Here is a 16,824-nt window from a genome sequence, read left to right as displayed (position 1 = left end):
AAGGGCATCGCCTCAGCTTCCGTCATCCCTGACTGCGCACCTGCTTCGCGACCTCTTCGATGACCGCCTGACGGATACGGTCGGGAAGTTGGGCCTGCAAGGCATCGGCGACCTGCTTGCCGATCAGTTGCACGAGCCAGGACGTCTGATCGATCAATGCGTCGTGACAACGGCGCTCCACCATCGTCGTAATCTCGTCGGCCAGTTGCAGCGTGAGCCGGGCGCTCACGCGCTCGGCAAAGACCGCGACGTCTGCCGGCACACCCCGCTCGTCCCCGTTGGCCGTTGCGGCCTCGTCTGCCGACGCTTCGGGCGGCGCGACCTCCCCCGTCGCAAGCACTTCGGTCAGCGTGGGAATGCCGGGGTCGTTGCGCTCGGGCTCGTTCGTCACGGTCAACCTCGTTGGTCGTAGTTGTTCAGCGTGTAGCCGCGATCACGGTAGAAGCGATAACGCTCGCGCGCCCCCGACAAGTCTTCGGGCGAGTCGCCAATGATCTCCACGACCCGTTCAAAGCGCGCAAAGTGCGTCGGCACGCTGCCGGCGAGATTGAGCAGCACCTGATGATGCTGCGCCTCCTCGTCGGGCGCCGCGAGCACGACGGGCGTCTTTGCGGCAAGCGGGTCGCCGGTGAAGCAATGGGGCACGAACTCCAGCGGCGAGAACGTCCACAACGTCTGGTCGAACGCGCGCAGCACGTCGGGCTCGGCCACGACCACGAGCGTCTGGCCGGCCCCGTAGACCTTGCGCGCGAACCGGCACGCATATTCGAGCCGGTTCGCCACATGGGTGTGAAAGTCGACGCGGGTCACCGGGCTTCGCGATCGATCAGGAACTGCGTGAGCAACGGCACCGGACGGCCCGTTGCGCCCTTGGCGGCGCCGCTCTTCCACGCCGTGCCGGCGATGTCCAGGTGCGCCCACTCGTATTTCTCGGTAAAGCGCGCCAGGAAGCATGCCGCCGTCACGCTACCGGCCGGGCGTCCGCCAATGTTCGCCACATCGGCAAAGTTCGACTTGAGCTGTTCCTGATACTCGTCTTCGACCGGCAGACGCCACGCCGTGTCGCCCGTCGTGCGACCGGCCGCCAGCAGTTCGTCGGCCAGTGCATCGCTCTTCGAGAACAAGCCGGAGTTCACGTGGCCGAGCGCGATGATGCAAGCGCCGGTGAGCGTGGCGACGTCGATCACTGCGGCCGGGTGGAAGCGTTCCGCGTACGTGAGCGCGTCGCACAGGATCAGACGGCCTTCGGCATCGGTGTTGAGCACTTCGATCGTCTGGCCGGACATGCTCGTGACCACGTCGCCCGGCTTCGTCGCCTGACCGCTCGGCATGTTCTCCGTGGCCGGCACGATCGCGATGACATTGAGCTTGAGGCCCATCTCGGCCACCGCACGGATCGTGCCGAACACCGAACCGGCGCCGCACATGTCGTATTTCATCTCGTCCATGCCCTCGCCCGGCTTGAGCGAGATGCCGCCCGTGTCGAACGTCACGCCCTTGCCTACGAGCACGATCGGCGCCTGCTTGGCGCCGCCGCCTTCATATTTGAGGACGATGAACTGCGGCGGCTGTACCGAGCCACGGGCGACCGACAGGAACGACCCCATCTTGAGCGCCTCGATCTGCTTCGGTCCGAGGATTTCCGACTTGAGCTTGAATTCGCGGGCCAGCTTGCGAGCCGTGTCCGCCAGGTAGGTCGGCGTGCATACGTTGCCCGGCAGGTTGCCGAGATCCTTGGTGAGCGCCATGCCGTTGGCAATGGCTTCGCCTTGCTTCGCGGCCAGCTTGGCGGCCTTCAGATCTTCCGGGGAGACAGAGAAGACGACCTTGCGCAGCACCGTGCTGGCGGCGTCGACCTTGCTCTTCATTTGCGTGAAGCGGTAGGTCGCATCGCGCAGGGCCAGTACCGATGCGCGCACGGCCCATGCGGTGTCCTGCTTGACGATTTTGGCTTGCGGCAGCGTCCAGAGGGCATCCGTGGCGCGCGAGGCCAGCACGGCGCGCACGGCGGCACGGGACGCTTCGTTGAATTGCTTCTGCGAGAGTTGGTCTTCGCGACCGAGACCGACGAACAGCACACGTGCCGGGCTCCAGCCGGCGACCTCGTGCAGCATCAGGGTGCTGCCGAGCTTGCCATCGAGTTCGCCACGCTTGACCATGCGTGCGAGCAGGCCCTTGCTCGCCGCGTCGAGCGCCTTGGCGAGTCCTGCGAGCGGCTGCTGCTCGAACACACCCACCACCAGACATTCGGTCTTTGCGTTGGCGAGACCGGCCTGGCCCGCCTTGGTCGAATCGAAGGCTTTTGTGCTAAAGTCCATCGCGCTTTCCTCGGGTAAAATTCGTACGAGCCGCAATTATCCGCTTTTTTCCGCGCTCGCCCAACCGCGAGAGCACCCCAACCGTCATCACATGATTTTTCAGCGTTCCCTGCAGCGCGAGCTGAACTACACCGCCGGGGCCGTCTTCATGGTGCTGATCACCGTCATGCTCACCACCATGATGATCCGCATCCTGGGCTTCGCCGCGTCGGGGAAAGCCGATCCGCGCGACGTGCTCGTGCTCATCGGCCTGGCCGTGATCGGCTACCTCGCCGTCATTCTGATCGTGACGCTTTTCGTCTCGATCCTGTTCGTCCTCACCCGGTGGTACCGCGACTCCGAAATGGTCGTGTGGTTCGCCTCGGGCCTGTCGATCACCGACTTCATCAAACCGGTGTTGCGCTTTGCCGCGCCCTATCTCGCTGTCGTCACGTTCTGCGCGCTGGTCGCGTGGCCATGGGCGAACCAGCAGATCTCGGCGCTCGAAGCGCGCTTCGCCCAGCGTGACGACGTCTCCATGATCTCCCCCGGTCAGTTCCGCGAGAGCGCAGCGAGCCATCGCGTGTTCTTCGTCGAGACGGTCTCGGGGGACGCCACCCAGGTTCACAACGTCTTCGTCTCCGGCACGGAGAACGGCAAGGTCAACGTCGTCGTCTCGAAAGACGGTCATATCGAGACGGCCAAGGACGGTAACCGCTACATCGTGCTGGAGAAAGGCCGCCGCTACGACGGTGTGCCGGGTCAGCCCGACTACCGCGTGATGGAGTTCGAGCGCTACGGCGTCAAGATCGACAACCCGACGGCCACCGACACCGACAATACGCCGACCAAGGGCGTGCCTACAGCGCGTCTGTTCCGCGAAATCCAGAATCCGATCTTCCGCGGCGAAATCGTCTGGCGCGTCGGCCTGCCGCTGCTCGCGCTCGCGCTGGTACTGCTCGCGGTACCGCTGGCCTATCAGAACCCCCGGCACGGGCGCACCGTGAACCTTGTGATGGCCGTACTCATCTACCTCGCGTACACCAACCTGCTGAGCCTGTCGCAGGCATGGGTGGCGCAGGAGCGTCTGCCGCTCGCCATCGGTATCTGGCTGCTTCACGCGCTCGCCATGGCGATCATCGTGCTGCTTTACGTGCGCCGCGTGCGCTTCCGCGGCCTGTTCGGCCGACGTCGTAACAACGGATCCGACGGGATGCGCGCATCGGGAGGGGCTCGCTGATGCGCGTCTACGAGAAATATTTCGCGCGCCAGATCTACCTGGCGTTCCTCTTCGTTCTGCTCGCGTTCGTCGGTCTGTTCGTCTTCTTCGATCTGGTGAGCGAGCTCGGCGACGTCGGCCGTGGCGGCTACCGGTTCCAGCATGCGCTGGCCTACGTGTTGCTGTTCGCCCCGCAGCGCATGTACGAGATCATTCCGGTGGCCTCGCTGATTGCCGCGATCTATGTGTGCGCGCAACTGGCCGGCAACTCGGAGTTCACGATCTTCCGCGTCTCCGGACTGTCAACGGGTCAGGCGCTGCGCTCCCTGCTCAAGATCGGCTTCCCGGTCGTGCTGATCACCTTCGTGATCGGCGAGTACATTGCGCCGAATGCCGAACAGCTCGCGCAGAAGATCCGCCTCGAAGCGCTCGGCAGCTCGGTCTCGGCAGGCTTCCGTTCCGGTGTCTGGGTCAAGGACACGGTCGATCAGGACGGACAGCGCGTGACCCGCTTCATTAACGTCGGCACCCTCAATCCGGACAACTCGATCGCCAATGTGCGCATCTACGAGTTCGACGACAAGTTGCGGCTCGACAGCGTGCGTCTGGCCAAGCTGGGACAGTTCGACGCGCCGAACTTCTGGAAGTTGACGGACGTGTCCGAGACGGTCTTCACCGCAACGGCGGACGCGACCACCAGCAGCGATCCGCTGCGTGCGCTCGTGCAGAGCAAGCAGGTGCATATCGACTCCGTGCAGATGCGCTCCGAGCTAACGCCGCAGATTCTGTCGGTGCTGATGGTGTCGCCCGACAACATGGCCATCGGCAGCCTGTACCGCTACATCGGCCACCTGAAGGAAAACCAGCAGAACACCGACCGCTACAACCTCGCGCTCTGGCAAAAACTGCTGTATCCGTTCGCGGTGTTCGTGATGATGGCGCTGGCCCTGCCGTTCGCTTATCTGCATGCGCGCGCCGGGGCCATCGGTCTGAAGGTGTTCGGCGGGATCATGCTCGGCATGAGCTTCCAGTTGCTCAACAATCTGTTCTCGCACCTCGGTTTGCTCAACACGTGGCCAGCGTGGTTCACCGCAGCATTACCGTCGTTGCTCTATCTGGTGCTCGCCATCGGGGCGTTGCGCTGGGTAGACAAGCATTGAGGTCATGTCGATGAGCGGCAAACCCGGCGTCGTTCTCTTCGCCCATGGCTCGCGCGACCCGCGCTGGGCCGAGCCGTTCGAGCGCCTGCGCGACAAGGTGGTCGCGCAGCGCCCCGATGCCATCGTCTGCCTCGCGTTTCTGGAACTGATGACACCCAGTCTGGCCGACGCCGTGGCCGCCCTCGTTTCGCAGGGTTGCGACGACGTGAGCGTCGTGCCGGTCTTCCTGGGACAGGGCGGGCATGTCCGACGCGATCTTCCCGTGCTCGCCGACGCATGCCGCAGCGCGCATCCCGGCATCACGCTGCGCCTGAGCGCGGCCGTCGGCGAAGACGACACGGTCCTTCAGGCGCTCGCATCGTATTGCGCCAACGAGGTTGTGCGGCGCTGACGGCCATGCCGGGCAGCGAGTCCTTTCCCCATCTCCGTGGCCGGCGTGATTTGGCCACAATCTGCAAGTCGCCACCCTTGCCCGCCGCCGAGACTTGTGCCTCGCGACCGGCGCGCATTGGCATTTGATCTGCCACGTCGGCCCCGTATCACTGCACGGTAGTCCCTTTTCCGACGGGGGGTCTGGCATGGTGACAAGCGCGACGCAAACATCCACGGCACGGGAACCGACGTCTCACCTGCGCACTGCGGAGATCGATACGGGGCGGCTCGCCATGCGCGCTGCCGCCGAACACTTCGACAGCATTGCCACGCGTGCCTGCGCGCTTGTTGACGAGTCGCCCGAGGCCGGGCCTGCGCTCGGCCTCATGCTGGCGCTCATCGAGATGGGCATAGACGGGGACGATCTGGTAGCCCTCGACGACACGATCATCGCGCGCTTTGCCGGGCGCTTCGACACGGAGCCAGGGCCGGCCGCATCGCTCTTGAGCCTGGTGCCCGGCGCACTCGCAAACCGTTCGCCGTGGCAAAGCGTGCAAGAGGTATGTGACGGGCTTCTGAGCGAGTCCACGTGGAATCGCCTGAGGCTATCGAACGGCCACCGCACCGAAGCCCCCCACGACCCGACAAGTTACGGCAGCGCATGGGAACGCTACTTTTGCAGCTGGCGTCCATGGCTCATCCAGCAATGGAGGGCGTTTCTTTTGCTGGGCAGCGGCGCCTGCCCTCTCGCAGGCGTTCGCTGCCCACCGCACGGTCACGACGCGCCAGTCCGGGTCCCGTCGCTGGACTTCACACGCTGCGGGAAGACCGGATACCTGCTGGGGCTGCTTTACGGGACTACGCTGGTCCACACCGGCCCGCCGGAAAGCCTTTCCGGGTGCCACCCCACGTCGTCTCCTGCATTCGACCCCGATCCGGCGTTTCACGATGGCAACTCCCGGCTTGGGTCACGCCCCGTCCCCGCCCATCGCCCGGAAGTCTCGATCCTCGAACAGCTCGCGCAAACCGTGTCCCAGGCCATTGACGGGATCGTCACGAGCGCTGCTGCCGTGCCGGAGCGGATGCATGGCGCACTGACGCGTTTGCTGTCGTTTTCATCGTTCGGTCCGCCCCTTGCGCACGCGGCCTACCTGCCCGCGATCCCGCCGATCGTCATTGCACGAGCCGGCGAGGCGCGCCCGGCGTCCGGCCTGCCCGACATGCGCGCCTCGCCCGAGATGCAAAGTTTGATCGACACGGCAAACGCGTGGCGACACCGGGCGGCAACGTACCGGGAGCTTCACGCGTCATTCTCGCCCTTGCTGAGTTTCTCCCCGCCACCCAGCGAGCGCGAACTGCTCGACCGACTCCTGGAGAACGCGACGGAGTTCGCCGATCAGACGCTCTCGCGACTGAGGGTGCGGCAGCACAGACCATTGAACGACGGCCAACGCACCAAGCTCGTCACCTATTGGACACTGCCCGAGGCTGCCGAGCAGATCCGCGCCGGGCGTCTGAACATCACTGCACCGGCGCTCGGCGCGAGTTTCGACGTCTGTACCAAGACCGCCGCCGGTGCGATTTATGAAACGCCGACGATCATGACGGCGGCAAGGTTCGATGAGATCGTCGACACATGGCGCGTCGCGTGCGAAGCACGTGCGACGCGGATGTGGCAAGTCCCACCGTCTCTGATGACCGTGCTGAGTGCCAGTCTCACCGAAGTCCTCAGCAACGCGCTTGCCATCAGCGACCTGACAGTGGCGTACAACAACGGATTGATCTCCAACAAAGCTCTTTATCTCGGTAACGCCGCACTCGCGAACCTGTCCTTCTCGAGCGATCCCTCGGGCGCGCTATTCGTCTCCCATCGACTGACATTGACAATTGCCGCCGATGACCGGGAGCACGTAGCGACTCCCGCCGGCACTTGCGTCATCGGCGAGCCGTCCGGCAACGGCACCACGCTTCTCTACCTCCAGGGCGACGCAGCCGCATGGCGCGCTTTTGCATCGCCTCAGGCGTTGCTCGACGACATCGAGGCAGATCGTCTCGGCGTGCGCACCACGCTTTGTGAACGACTGCCGCTCACAATGCGCGGGCTTGCCGCCAACGGCACGTCGATCGCGACGCTCGTGCGTGACGACAAGCGGCAACCGATCCAGATCGCGTCTCAGGCGACGCTCGCCACCCTGAGCACGGACGGCACACTGGCGGCGGCGGCTCGCGACACGGCACCGCGCATCGAGCAATATCGGGCATGGCTATCCGGCGCGGCGACCGTCGACACCGAACAGGGGGTCCGTCAGTATCGGCAACGCTGCATGCGCGCCGGCATGACGTTGCCGGGGCAGCCCATCGGTGTGTCGTTAAGCGATCTTCGCAAGCTCGCGCATCTGGAAACCCTGCGCCTGCGTGTGTCGGCGGCAATTCCGAACGTGCCCGAACTCACGCGCACGCACCTCGTCGAGCGTCTGACACAGGCGGGTCTCGCGCCAGGCGATCCCGATCGGATCTACGTGAAGACGGCACGGCGACAGGCCCAGTCGCTCAGCGATCTCGTGATTCGCGAGTCGGTACTCGCACAGGAACTGCAAGACCTGCCGTTGCTCACGCAGGACGCGCTCGGCAAGTTCAACTTCGTGCGCGGAAAGCACTCGGCGACCGGTCACGGTGTGCTGCTCAGGGATGTCCTCGACAAAACCTCGATGAACGCCTTGCGCCGGCGACTTGAGAACGCCCGGACGCAGTTCTGGGACACATCGCGCGACAATGTGCGAAAGATCCTGAAGTCCGAGTTCATCGCGCAGGTCTGGCTCGATCGTGCGCGGCGCAAGATGCCCGTGGAGCAGGTCCATATCGCGGCGCGAATCGCCGGGCCTATCGAATTGGCACGACTGAGCGCGGAAGAACTGGCGCGCGAAATCGGCTCCCCGGCCGTGGAGCGCGAATGGCTGTGCGTCGGTGGAATGACGACGACGCTCATGCAGGTCTCCATCGCCGGGCGCCCCCCTCGCCTGTTGATCGCGCCGTTCACCGAAGGCTTGCGGGTGATCGGCTTCGACAACCGGCAGCAACTGAGCGACTGGTTCAACGCGCAGATGTGCAACCAGACGACCCGCTCGCGGATCACCTCGACGCTCAAGGACACGCCGCCCAGCGACCCCACGTGGCACGAATCCGCCCGTCTGGACGCGCAAGGGCAACGCGACACCGCGCTGTCCGATACCTTCACTGCCGTGGCCTCGGCATACGAAATGCGCCAGCATCAGCACCGATCCGGAAGCGGCGACACGAACGGCACGCGTCCGTTGCTGGACCTCATGAGCATGTTCGCGAAAGTCGATCTGGCGCTGGGCGTGGCCACCTGGTTCATGCCCTTCGCGCGACCGATCAGCTTCGTATACTCCGCCGCCGATCTGACGATCGGCGCCGCAGGCATGGGCGTCGGCCTGCTGACGAACGACCAGGCCGTATTTCAGCAGAGCTGGCAATCGGTTCTCTCGGCGATTGGTGCGCAAGGGCTTGCGGCTGTACGGTTCAAGGCATGGCTCTGGGTCACGCGGGACCCGCGCTTCCGGTACTTCGTCGCGGAAGCGCCCCGTGCGCAAGAGCAGTTGATCCTCGGCCTGCACCGGGCCGGCGGGCGCTTCTATGCGGGCATCGATTCGGAAACCCGCGCCTATGTGCGGCTGGACCCGACGACCGGCTTCTTTCGCATGGAGCGACGCGCCCTCGCGGATACCGCGAAAGCCGACGCGCCGTTCCTGCGTCTGTCGTCCTCGGGCGAATGGCACGTGGTGACACAGGCCGACCATGCGCCACCGATGTTCGACGACGCCCACGTGGCCTGGCGCATCGACGAAGGGTTCCGGGCCCGTTACGACGCCTTGCGCGACAAGCGCAATCCGGTCTTCGAGCGCGCGCGCAAGGCAGTCACAAGCGTTGCATCGCCGGGCGAGGGCATGCCGCTCAGCTGGCACTTGCGCCTTCGAAAACTCGATTTTCTGGATGCGACCGTCACGGACCCTGAAACGCTGGGCACCCTCGCGGGCCGCGTCGATTTTCTGCAGAACGCCGCAGACGCCGGCGCGTTGATCGTGCCAAGCCCGCTTGCGAACGACGCAGCCAGGCTAGGCGCGACATTTCTTGGCATAACGCAGCGCGCAAGGACTTATCAGCCCAATGTGCGAACGGGGCTGCTGCGTGGCTGCACATTGGTCCCGTCGCGGTATCCGGTCGAGGGCATGATCGGCGTCTACAACACACTCGCCCGAGGCGTCACCACCGTGTCGGCACGATTCATGTCCGACCTCGCCCAGTTCGGGAGCATGACGATTCGTTACCTGAGTCCACCGTCACTGGCGCTCGGCGTACAAACGCTCGATACGCTGTTCGACGGCGAACAGACCACGCCACGCGCCTTCGAAATCACAGCGGGCGTGCGCACCATACTGCTCGGCCGACGCTTTCGCACTGTCGGTCCTGCGCAATACTACTTCTTCGACCCGGAGTTCGGCATCGTCGTGCACCACGACTATGCGAGCGTGCTTCATATGCTGCGCTCGCATCTGAACGCCATGTCGCGCGTGTACGCGTTGGACAGTCAAGGCAGGACATTGGCTGTCGACACCCGCGAGATCGACATCCCCCGATTGGGCGAAGTGGAGTTGCTGCGCGAGCTCAACGAGCTCGTACCGGTGCGCGACGCGCTCTACCTCTGACGCGCACCGTTGTCGCTCAAGGCGAGCAGTCAAGGCGAACAGTCACGGCGAACAGTCACGGCGAGCACGACGGGACAAAGCTCACCTTGCGATCGACGCACGGTTTCTGGAAGTCTGTCCGCCCCCGCCGGACCCAAACTGTGTACAGGGACGCGGACGATCATGGCGATGTTTCCATCGGACGAATGGCTCGCGTCCTCACCGGCATGCATTCCTCATCTGAAAAGAGTTCTCACCATGTACATACCTGCGCCCACCAGTTGGCCAGTCGCCCCGCCCGCGCTCGCCCCCACGGCTGCGATGCACCCGGTGGCCACCGCCATGTCCCAGGCGTTCGAGTCGCTCAGAAACATCGATAGCGGCCACTTCATCGATGCGCCGCCCGGATTCTACGGGTGTGACATCACGCAAGTGCGCGAGAGCGACGAGTCCGAAATTGCCCATGTTGCCTACTGGTGCGCAACCGCCAAAATTCGCCATCAGGCGGATGCGCATGCGCTTAACGAACCGGACTTGTTCGATGCGATCATCGAAGAAGTGGAGCACCTGCAATTCGCTTCGGCCGACTTCGAAGGCGCTTTGAAACGCATGGTGCATGCGATCAATCACCGGCCCGAGAGTCTGAGCGTCAAAGATGTGGCCCTGCCCGCGCTACGCGGGGAACGACTGCCGCGCGTGCTGCGAACGACGTCCTCCGGCACGACCAACCCACCGCCCGTCAGCCGCTCGGTGAGGCAGGCCCCCGATGCTCGCGATGGCCACGACGTCCCCGACAAAATGCCGATGCGGGAAATGCAGGAAATGAAAACCAACGCGGCGCAAAACGGGGCCGGCACGTTCCTCTCCATCGGCAACTTTGCGGGAACGATCGTCAACGTTTTCAACACCGGGCGCGAGCAGTTGGGCAGCACCCTTGGCAATGCCTACAATGCGGCAGCCAAGGCGCTCGATACGTTCCGTTGGGCAGGTACGGGCCGCAACGACTGGGGTGGCGTGTCGCCAGACGACCGGGAACGCGAGCCTCTCACCGAGAGCCGCGAGTTCCTGTCGTTGCGCGATATCCGATAGATGAGGTTATGCAGCCGCGGGAACGCGCGGCTTTGCTGCCGCTGGCGCAGCATGGGCATCATGGGTGTCTCGGGCGTCGTCGTTTGCATCCTGCGCATCGGGCACTGCGGCGCTTTGCGCAAACGCCTCGCCGACCAGAATCACACTCGGTTGCGAGCCGTCGAACCACCGGGCCGCCACACCGTCGCGCAACTCACCGAGCGTCATGGCGGTGTGGCGTTCGCGCGGCGTGGTCACCGACTCGACGATCGCCACCGGGGTGGCTGGCGACTTGCCTGCGTCGATCAGCCCGGCAGCGATGGTCGCCGCAGCGTCGCGCCCCATGTAATAGACCAGAGAATCGGCCCGGGCATCGGCCTCGATATCCGGCGAACCGGGCGCACGGCTTTGCGTGACGAACGCCACGCTGCGCGACACGCCACGCAACGTGAGCGAGCGGCCCAGCGACGCGGCACTGGCGAGCGCCGCCGTGATACCCGGCACCACCTCGACCTCGATACCCGCCGCCTCGAGCGCACGCAACTCCTCGTCCGCGCGACCGAACAGCATCGGGTCTCCGCCCTTCAGGCGCACGACCAGCGCGTGCGTGCGCGCATGATCGATCAGTTGCTTGTTGATGAACTGCTGCGCGCTCGACAGCTTGCCGCAGCGCTTGCCCACGGCAACCAGCTTTGCCTGCGGGCACAAGGCGAGCATTTCGGGCTCGACCAGCGCGTCGTGAAGCACCACCTCCGCCTGCGCGAGCAAGCGCGCACCGCGCACCGTGATCAGATCGGCAGCGCCCGGCCCGGCACCCACGAGATAGACCTTGCCCGGCATGGTCAGGCCGCCAGTGCGCGAATCATGCCGGCGGCGACCGTGTGGTGCGTCGCTTCGTCGATCAGCACGAACGCGCCCGTGGCCGGGTTGGCGTCGTACGTATCGGCGGCGACCGGCTTCTGAAGCGTCAGTTGCACGCGACCGATATCGTTCATCGCGAGCGTCGTCTTGTCCGTGCCATGCGAGAGCGTGCTCACGTCGAGCACTGTGTCGACGCTACCGACCTTCACGTACACCGTGCTGGTCGCTTGCTTGAGCAAATACTTGCGCTGCGGTGCAAGCGCATCTTCGTCGAACCAGCAAACGTCGGCGGCCAGCTTGCGCGACGGTTCCAGCACCGAATCGGCAGCGACGAACGTGTCGCCGCGCGAGACATCCACGTCTTCCGTCAGACGGATCGTCACGCATTGTCCGGCGAATGCTTCTTCGAGCAAGCCGCGCGGACCGACGATTTCCGCAACGCTCGCCGTGCGACCGGCAGGCAGCACGCGCAACGACTGTCCAACGCGCACCGACCCCGATTCCACGCGGCCCATGTAGCCACGGAAGTCGTCGGCATGCGCACCGTCCTGACGCGCCACCAGTTGCACCGGGAAGCGCAGTTCTCCCCCCGTTTGCGTGACCGGCAGCGATTCGAGCACATCGAGCAGCGGTTCGTCCTGATACCACGGCATACGCTCGCTCGCGTACACGATGTTATCCCCCTTGAGCGCGGAGACCGGTACGAAGCGTACGTCTTGCAGACCAAGGCGCTGCGCGAGCTCCAGGTAAGCCGCGCGAATGTTGTTGAACGTCGTTTCGCTGTAATCGATCAGGTCCATCTTGTTGATCGCGACGATCACGTGCTGCAAGCCCAGCAGCTTCACAATGGCGCTGTGGCGCTTGGTCTGCGCGAGCAGTTCGGTGCGGCCGTCCACCTCGGTCACACGCGTGGCGTCGACCAGAATGATGGCGGCATGCGCCGTCGACGCGCCGGTGACCATGTTGCGCGTGTACTGCTCGTGACCCGGCGTATCGGCAATGATGAATTTTCGGCGCGCCGTGGTGAAGTAGCGATAGGCGACATCGATGGTGATGCCCTGCTCGCGCTCGGCTTCGAGACCGTCGGTGAGCAGCGAGAAATCGATGTCTTCGCCGGCGGTGCGCTTGTGCTTGGCGCGTGCCAGCGCAGACAACTGATCGGTCAGCACCGACTTGCTGTCGTACAGCAAACGGCCGATCAGCGTGCTCTTGCCGTCGTCGACGCTGCCTGCCGTAATGAAACGCAGCACGCCGAGGTCTTCCTGATGCGGGGTGAGGCTCATGATCTTTTCAACTCGATTGCGTGGCTCGGGGCGGTGACGTTGCGTCGCCCTGCGAGCCGGTGTCTCTGAACGTGGGTCCGATGGCCGCTGCCGTGTGCCGGCGAGCGTCGAATCAGAAGTACCCTTGCTTCTTGCGTTGCTCCATCGCCGCCTCGGACGTCTGGTCGTCCATGCGCGTGGCCCCGCGCTCGGTGATGTCCGTCACCGCCGTCTCGGCGATGATCTCCACCGGGCTCGATGCGACGCTGGCCACCGGGCACGTGCAGCTGATGTCGCCCACGGTACGGAAGCGCACCTGCGCCAGCTCGCTCGTCTCGCCGTCCTGCTTCGGCGTGAGCGGCGTGACCGGCACGAGCAAGCCGTTGCGACGTACGATTTCACGCTCGTGCGAGTAATAGATCGACGGCAAATCGAGGTTCTCGCGAGCGATGTACTGCCACACGTCCAGTTCCGTCCAGTTGGAAATCGGAAACACGCGCAGGTGCTCGCCCTTGTGCAGACGGGCGTTGAATAGATGCCACAACTCCGGGCGTTGCGCCTTCGGATCCCACTGACCGAATTCGTCGCGGAACGAGAAGATGCGCTCTTTCGCACGCGCCTTTTCTTCGTCGCGACGAGCGCCGCCGATCATGGCGTCGTAACCATGTTCGTCGATCGTCTCGAGCAGCGTGACGGCTTGTGCGGCGTTACGCGAATCGTTCTCGCGACGCAGGCGCACCGTGCCGCGGGCAATCGAGTCTTCCACATGCCCGACGACCAGTTCGGCTCCCAGGGCCTTGGCGTGACGATCGCGGAACTCGATCACTTCCGGGTAGTTATGCCCCGTGTCGATATGCACCAGCGGGAACGGCAGTTGGGTCTTGCGGTTCGGGCCGAGACCGAACGCCTTGAGCGCCAGATGCAGCACCACGACCGAGTCCTTGCCGCCGGAGAACAGCAGCGCGGGCTTGCGGCACTCCGCCACGACCTCACGCAGGATGTACATCGATTCGGCTTCGAGCCAGTCCAGATGATCCATTCGCGAGCCATTGGCCTGCGCGACTTCGTGCATCGCACCCATAATGTTCCCTTCCTTGACGATTCCGAGTTTTTCCGAGATTCGGTCTGCTCCGATGTGCCGCCGCATTCGGTCCGGCGCGCACATCGTTTTCCATTCAGTTGCCCTGTGGGCGGTGCTGCGTCTATCAGTTCGACTGCACCGACACCGGGATCTTGCTCAGGTTGCTCGCGTGCAGCCCGCATTCCTTGCTGTCGCGCGACTCCCACCACCAGCGCCCCGCCCGGCTGTCTTCGCCGGGACGAACGGCCCGTGTGCACGGCTCGCAGCCAATGCTCGGATAGCCACGGGCATGCAGCGGGTTGACCGGCACGTCGCGCGCGGTCAGGTAAGCCCACACCTGCGCTTCCGTCCAGTCGAACAGCGGGTTGTACTTGGCGATGCCGCGCGCGTCGTCCTGCTCCGCGAAGGCAAGCTCACCGCGCGTGACCGATTGCTCGCGACGTTGTCCGGTCAACCACGCATCGGCATCGGCCAACGCGCGGCCGAGCGGCTCGACCTTGCGGATCTGACAGCACGCCTTGCGCAGATCGACGCTTTCGTAGAATGCGTTCGCGCCGTGATCGGCAACGTATTGCTCGACGGCGTCGGCCTGCGGTGCGTACTGCACGACGTCGTAGCCATAGCGCGCCTTGATTTTGTCGATCATGCCCACGGTCTCGGCGTGCAGACGTCCGGTATTGAGCGTGAACACCGTGATCGGCAACTGCTGGCGCAGGATCACGTGCGTGATCAGCATGTCTTCAGCGGCAAGGCTGCTCGCGAACTTCACGTTGCGATGCGACGCGGCAATGCGGGCGAGGCGCTCGGCCAGCACGGCTTCCATGTCGTCGAGCACCGCCATGTCCTGATGCTCGGCATCGGCCACCGTCGACGGCACGGCGGCCGGAGTGGGTTCCCGGCGGGATTCGTTTCGCATGTCGCGAACTCCTTGTTCTATGTGGGGTGTCAGCTGACCAGCTTGACTGCCGTCAGCGTGAGCGTGGCTGCCAGCGCCCCGCGCACGATGCGCTCGGGCAGATGACGGGCGAGCTTCGCGCCCAGCCAGATCCCGGGCAAAGAGCCGATCAACAGACTGCCGAGCAGTGCCCAGTGCACCGTCTCGAGCCAGATATGGCCCAGCGCGGCAATGGCTGTGAGCGGCACCGCGTAGGCAATATCGGTTCCGGCGACTTCCGCCGGTTCCAACTGCGGGTACAGCATCAGGATCAGCGTTGCGCCTACGGCGCCGGCGCCAATCGAGGAAATCGTCACGAGCCCGCCCAGCAAGGCCCCCACGACAACCGTGGCAACGGCTTGCGGGCGTCCCGTCAGTTGCCAGCTCGGGTGGGCGCGCAGCGCAGCCAGCAGCCGCGCACGAAACAACAGCGAGAGCACCGTGAGCAGGACCGAGGCCGCGATCGTCAACTTGATGACGTGCAGCGCCACCTCGTCGATACCACCCAGCTGCTTCAGGAAAAGGATGGCCACGAGCGCCGCCGGCACCGCGCCGAGCGCGAGTCGTCGCACGATGTGCCACTTCACGTGCCCGTGCGAGCGATGCGCGAGCGTCCCGAAACTCTTCGTGATGGCGGCGAACGCCAGATCGGTGCCCACTGCGACCGGCGCGGCGTACCCCAGCAGGAGCGTGAGCAAAGGCGTCATCAGCGAGCCGCCGCCCACACCGGTCAGGCCGACCAGCAGGCCGACGCCAAGTCCGGAAAGGGGTTCGAGCCACAGCGACATGAATGACGTTCCTGGTAGGTCCTAAATGCCTGTACGGAATAACGTTATCGAAACAGTGGCCCCCACTGTAATGAAAAGGCTATATACTTCAAACGAATTAAAAATTGTTTGTATATTTTCTAAAGTTATACAAATGAACCTGCACCAGTTCCGCTTCGTGCGCGAGGCCGTCCGCCAGAATTTCAACCTGACGGAGGCCGCCAAGGCACTCTTTACCTCCCAACCGGGCGTCTCCAAGGCCATCATCGAGCTTGAAGAAGAGCTCGGTGTGGATATCTTTGCCCGGCATGGCAAGCGCATCCGTAATCTGACCGAACCCGGGCGCATCATCTTCGAGTCCGTCGAGCGGATATTGATGGAGGTGGAAAGCCTCAAGCGGATCGGCAAGGACTACGCCGCCCAGGATCAGGGCAGCCTGACCATTGCCACGACGCACACGCAGGCGCGCTACTCGCTCCCGCACGCCGTGGCCGAGTTCAAGAAGCGCTATCCGAAGGTGCGCCTGTCGATTCTGCAGGGCAGCCCCACGCAGATCGCCGAGATGGTGCTGCACGACCAGGCGGATCTGGCCATCGCGACGGAAGCCATCGCCGGCTATAAGGATCTCGTGTCGCTGCCCTGCTATCAGTGGCAGCACGTCGCGGTGGTGCCGCCCGATCACCCGTTGCTGCAACTGCCCTCCGTCGGGATCGAGGATCTGGCGAAGTATCCGATGATCACTTACGACCCGCAGTTTGCCGGGCGCGCCAAGATCGATCAGGCGTTTGCGCTGCGCCATGTGCAGCCGGACATCGTGCTCGAAGCCATCGACGCGGACGTCATCAAGACATATGTCGAACTCGGGCTGGGCGTGGGGATTCTGGCGGGCGTGGCGTTCGACCCGGAGCGCGACCGCAATCTCCGGGCGATACAGGTGGGACATCTCTTCGGTACCAACGTGACGCGCGTCGCCCTCAAGCAGGGCGCCTATTTGCGTGGATATGTTTTCACGATGGTTGAGCTGCTTTCACCAATCCTCACACGCAAGCTGGTGGAACAGGCATTGCGCGGCGAGCACGAGAGTTACGAGCTTTGATGGG

14 protein-coding genes are annotated in these 16,824 nt (G+C 64.3%); 6 read left to right on the top strand and 8 right to left on the bottom strand.

Annotated features, from left to right (window positions below; all coding sequences use genetic code 11):
• Positions 1-22 precede the first annotated feature (22 nt).
• From PCA31118_RS16170 to PCA31118_RS16160, 3 genes are read right to left on the bottom strand one after another with little or no spacing between them, the layout of a single operon-like run.
• Positions 23-391 (bottom strand): DUF2486 family protein, encoded by a 369-nt coding sequence (locus PCA31118_RS16170; protein ID WP_174990496.1) that lies wholly within the window; start codon positions 389-391, stop codon positions 23-25.
• 2 nt (positions 392-393) lie between these two features.
• Complete coding sequence (locus PCA31118_RS16165) at positions 394-810, bottom strand: DNA polymerase III subunit chi (RefSeq protein ID WP_044454684.1); 417 nt, start codon at positions 808-810, stop codon at positions 394-396.
• Positions 807-2,318, bottom strand: a complete 1,512-nt coding sequence (locus tag PCA31118_RS16160; RefSeq protein WP_150626134.1) for a leucyl aminopeptidase — start codon at positions 2,316-2,318, stop codon at positions 807-809. Before PCA31118_RS16160 ends, PCA31118_RS16165 begins: the two co-directional genes overlap by 4 nt.
• A 91-nt stretch (positions 2,319-2,409) precedes the next feature.
• Between PCA31118_RS16160 and lptF the strand changes: the two genes are divergently transcribed.
• The 5 genes from lptF (at position 2,410) to PCA31118_RS16135 (ending at position 10,840) form a co-directional block, all read left to right on the top strand.
• Entirely contained in the window at positions 2,410-3,537 is a 1,128-nt protein-coding gene (lptF, locus tag PCA31118_RS16155) for an LPS export ABC transporter permease LptF (protein ID WP_150626133.1), read from the top strand.
• Complete coding sequence (gene lptG / locus PCA31118_RS16150; protein WP_150626132.1) at positions 3,537-4,676, top strand: LPS export ABC transporter permease LptG; 1,140 nt, start codon at positions 3,537-3,539, stop codon at positions 4,674-4,676. Before lptF ends, lptG begins: the two co-directional genes overlap by 1 nt.
• 10 nt (positions 4,677-4,686) lie before the next feature.
• Positions 4,687-5,067, top strand: a complete 381-nt coding sequence (locus tag PCA31118_RS16145) for a sirohydrochlorin chelatase (RefSeq protein ID WP_150626131.1) — start codon at positions 4,687-4,689, stop codon at positions 5,065-5,067.
• A 187-nt stretch (positions 5,068-5,254) separates the two neighbouring features.
• Complete coding sequence (locus PCA31118_RS16140) at positions 5,255-9,772, top strand: dermonecrotic toxin domain-containing protein (protein ID WP_150626130.1); 4,518 nt, start codon at positions 5,255-5,257, stop codon at positions 9,770-9,772.
• 9 nt (positions 9,773-9,781) lie between these two features.
• Positions 9,782-10,840 carry a hypothetical protein gene (locus PCA31118_RS16135; RefSeq protein ID WP_150626129.1) on the top strand — a complete coding sequence of 353 codons (1,059 nt, stop codon included), beginning with the start codon at positions 9,782-9,784 and terminating at the stop codon, positions 10,838-10,840.
• Positions 10,841-10,846: 6 nt separating this feature from the next.
• Here PCA31118_RS16135 and cobA read toward each other — a convergent pair whose 3' ends face one another.
• The 5 genes from cobA to PCA31118_RS16110 form a co-directional block, all read right to left on the bottom strand.
• Entirely contained in the window at positions 10,847-11,659 is an 813-nt protein-coding gene (gene cobA / locus PCA31118_RS16130; protein WP_150626128.1) for a uroporphyrinogen-III C-methyltransferase, read from the bottom strand.
• A 2-nt stretch (positions 11,660-11,661) separates the two neighbouring features.
• Positions 11,662-12,963: a sulfate adenylyltransferase subunit 1 gene (locus tag PCA31118_RS16125; RefSeq protein ID WP_150626127.1), complete on the bottom strand. Its 1,302-nt coding sequence runs from the start codon at positions 12,961-12,963 to the stop codon at positions 11,662-11,664.
• Positions 12,964-13,075: 112 nt separating this feature from the next.
• Entirely contained in the window at positions 13,076-14,023 is a 948-nt protein-coding gene (gene cysD / locus PCA31118_RS16120; protein WP_150626126.1) for a sulfate adenylyltransferase subunit CysD, read from the bottom strand.
• Positions 14,024-14,147: 124 nt separating this feature from the next.
• A complete protein-coding gene (locus PCA31118_RS16115; RefSeq protein ID WP_150626199.1) occupies positions 14,148-14,864 on the bottom strand; it encodes a phosphoadenylyl-sulfate reductase in 717 nt (238 codons plus the stop codon).
• Positions 14,865-14,968: 104 nt separating this feature from the next.
• Entirely contained in the window at positions 14,969-15,745 is a 777-nt protein-coding gene (locus PCA31118_RS16110; RefSeq protein ID WP_150626125.1) for a sulfite exporter TauE/SafE family protein, read from the bottom strand.
• Between the two features lie 133 nt (positions 15,746-15,878).
• Here PCA31118_RS16110 and PCA31118_RS16105 point away from each other — a divergent pair, with 133 nt between their 5' ends.
• Positions 15,879-16,820: a CysB family HTH-type transcriptional regulator gene (locus PCA31118_RS16105; protein WP_150626124.1), complete on the top strand. Its 942-nt coding sequence runs from the start codon at positions 15,879-15,881 to the stop codon at positions 16,818-16,820.
• Positions 16,821-16,824: the final 4 nt, after the last annotated feature.

It is taken from the genome of Pandoraea captiosa, from assembly GCF_902459775.1.
Classification (GTDB): Bacteria; Pseudomonadota; Gammaproteobacteria; order Burkholderiales; family Burkholderiaceae; genus Pandoraea; species Pandoraea captiosa.
Note: the sequence above shows the minus strand (reverse complement) of the source record. Positions and strands in the feature narration are given on the sequence as shown.

Coding starts and splice junctions, on each gene's coding strand:
- cobA (WP_150626128.1), bottom strand. CDS start 11,659: ATGCCGGGCAAGGTCTATCTCGTGGGTGCCGGGCCGGGCGCTGCCGAT.
- lptF (WP_150626133.1), top strand. CDS start 2,410: ATGATTTTTCAGCGTTCCCTGCAGCGCGAGCTGAACTACACCGCCGGG.
- PCA31118_RS16110 (WP_150626125.1), bottom strand. CDS start 15,745: ATGTCGCTGTGGCTCGAACCCCTTTCCGGACTTGGCGTCGGCCTGCTG.
- PCA31118_RS16160 (WP_150626134.1), bottom strand. CDS start 2,318: ATGGACTTTAGCACAAAAGCCTTCGATTCGACCAAGGCGGGCCAGGCC.
- PCA31118_RS16115 (WP_150626199.1), bottom strand. CDS start 14,864: ATGGCGGTGCTCGACGACATGGAAGCCGTGCTGGCCGAGCGCCTCGCC.
- PCA31118_RS16140 (WP_150626130.1), top strand. CDS start 5,255: ATGGTGACAAGCGCGACGCAAACATCCACGGCACGGGAACCGACGTCT.
- PCA31118_RS16125 (WP_150626127.1), bottom strand. CDS start 12,963: ATGAGCCTCACCCCGCATCAGGAAGACCTCGGCGTGCTGCGTTTCATT.
- cysD (WP_150626126.1), bottom strand. CDS start 14,023: ATGGGTGCGATGCACGAAGTCGCGCAGGCCAATGGCTCGCGAATGGAT.
- PCA31118_RS16105 (WP_150626124.1), top strand. CDS start 15,879: ATGAACCTGCACCAGTTCCGCTTCGTGCGCGAGGCCGTCCGCCAGAAT.
- lptG (WP_150626132.1), top strand. CDS start 3,537: ATGCGCGTCTACGAGAAATATTTCGCGCGCCAGATCTACCTGGCGTTC.
- PCA31118_RS16145 (WP_150626131.1), top strand. CDS start 4,687: ATGAGCGGCAAACCCGGCGTCGTTCTCTTCGCCCATGGCTCGCGCGAC.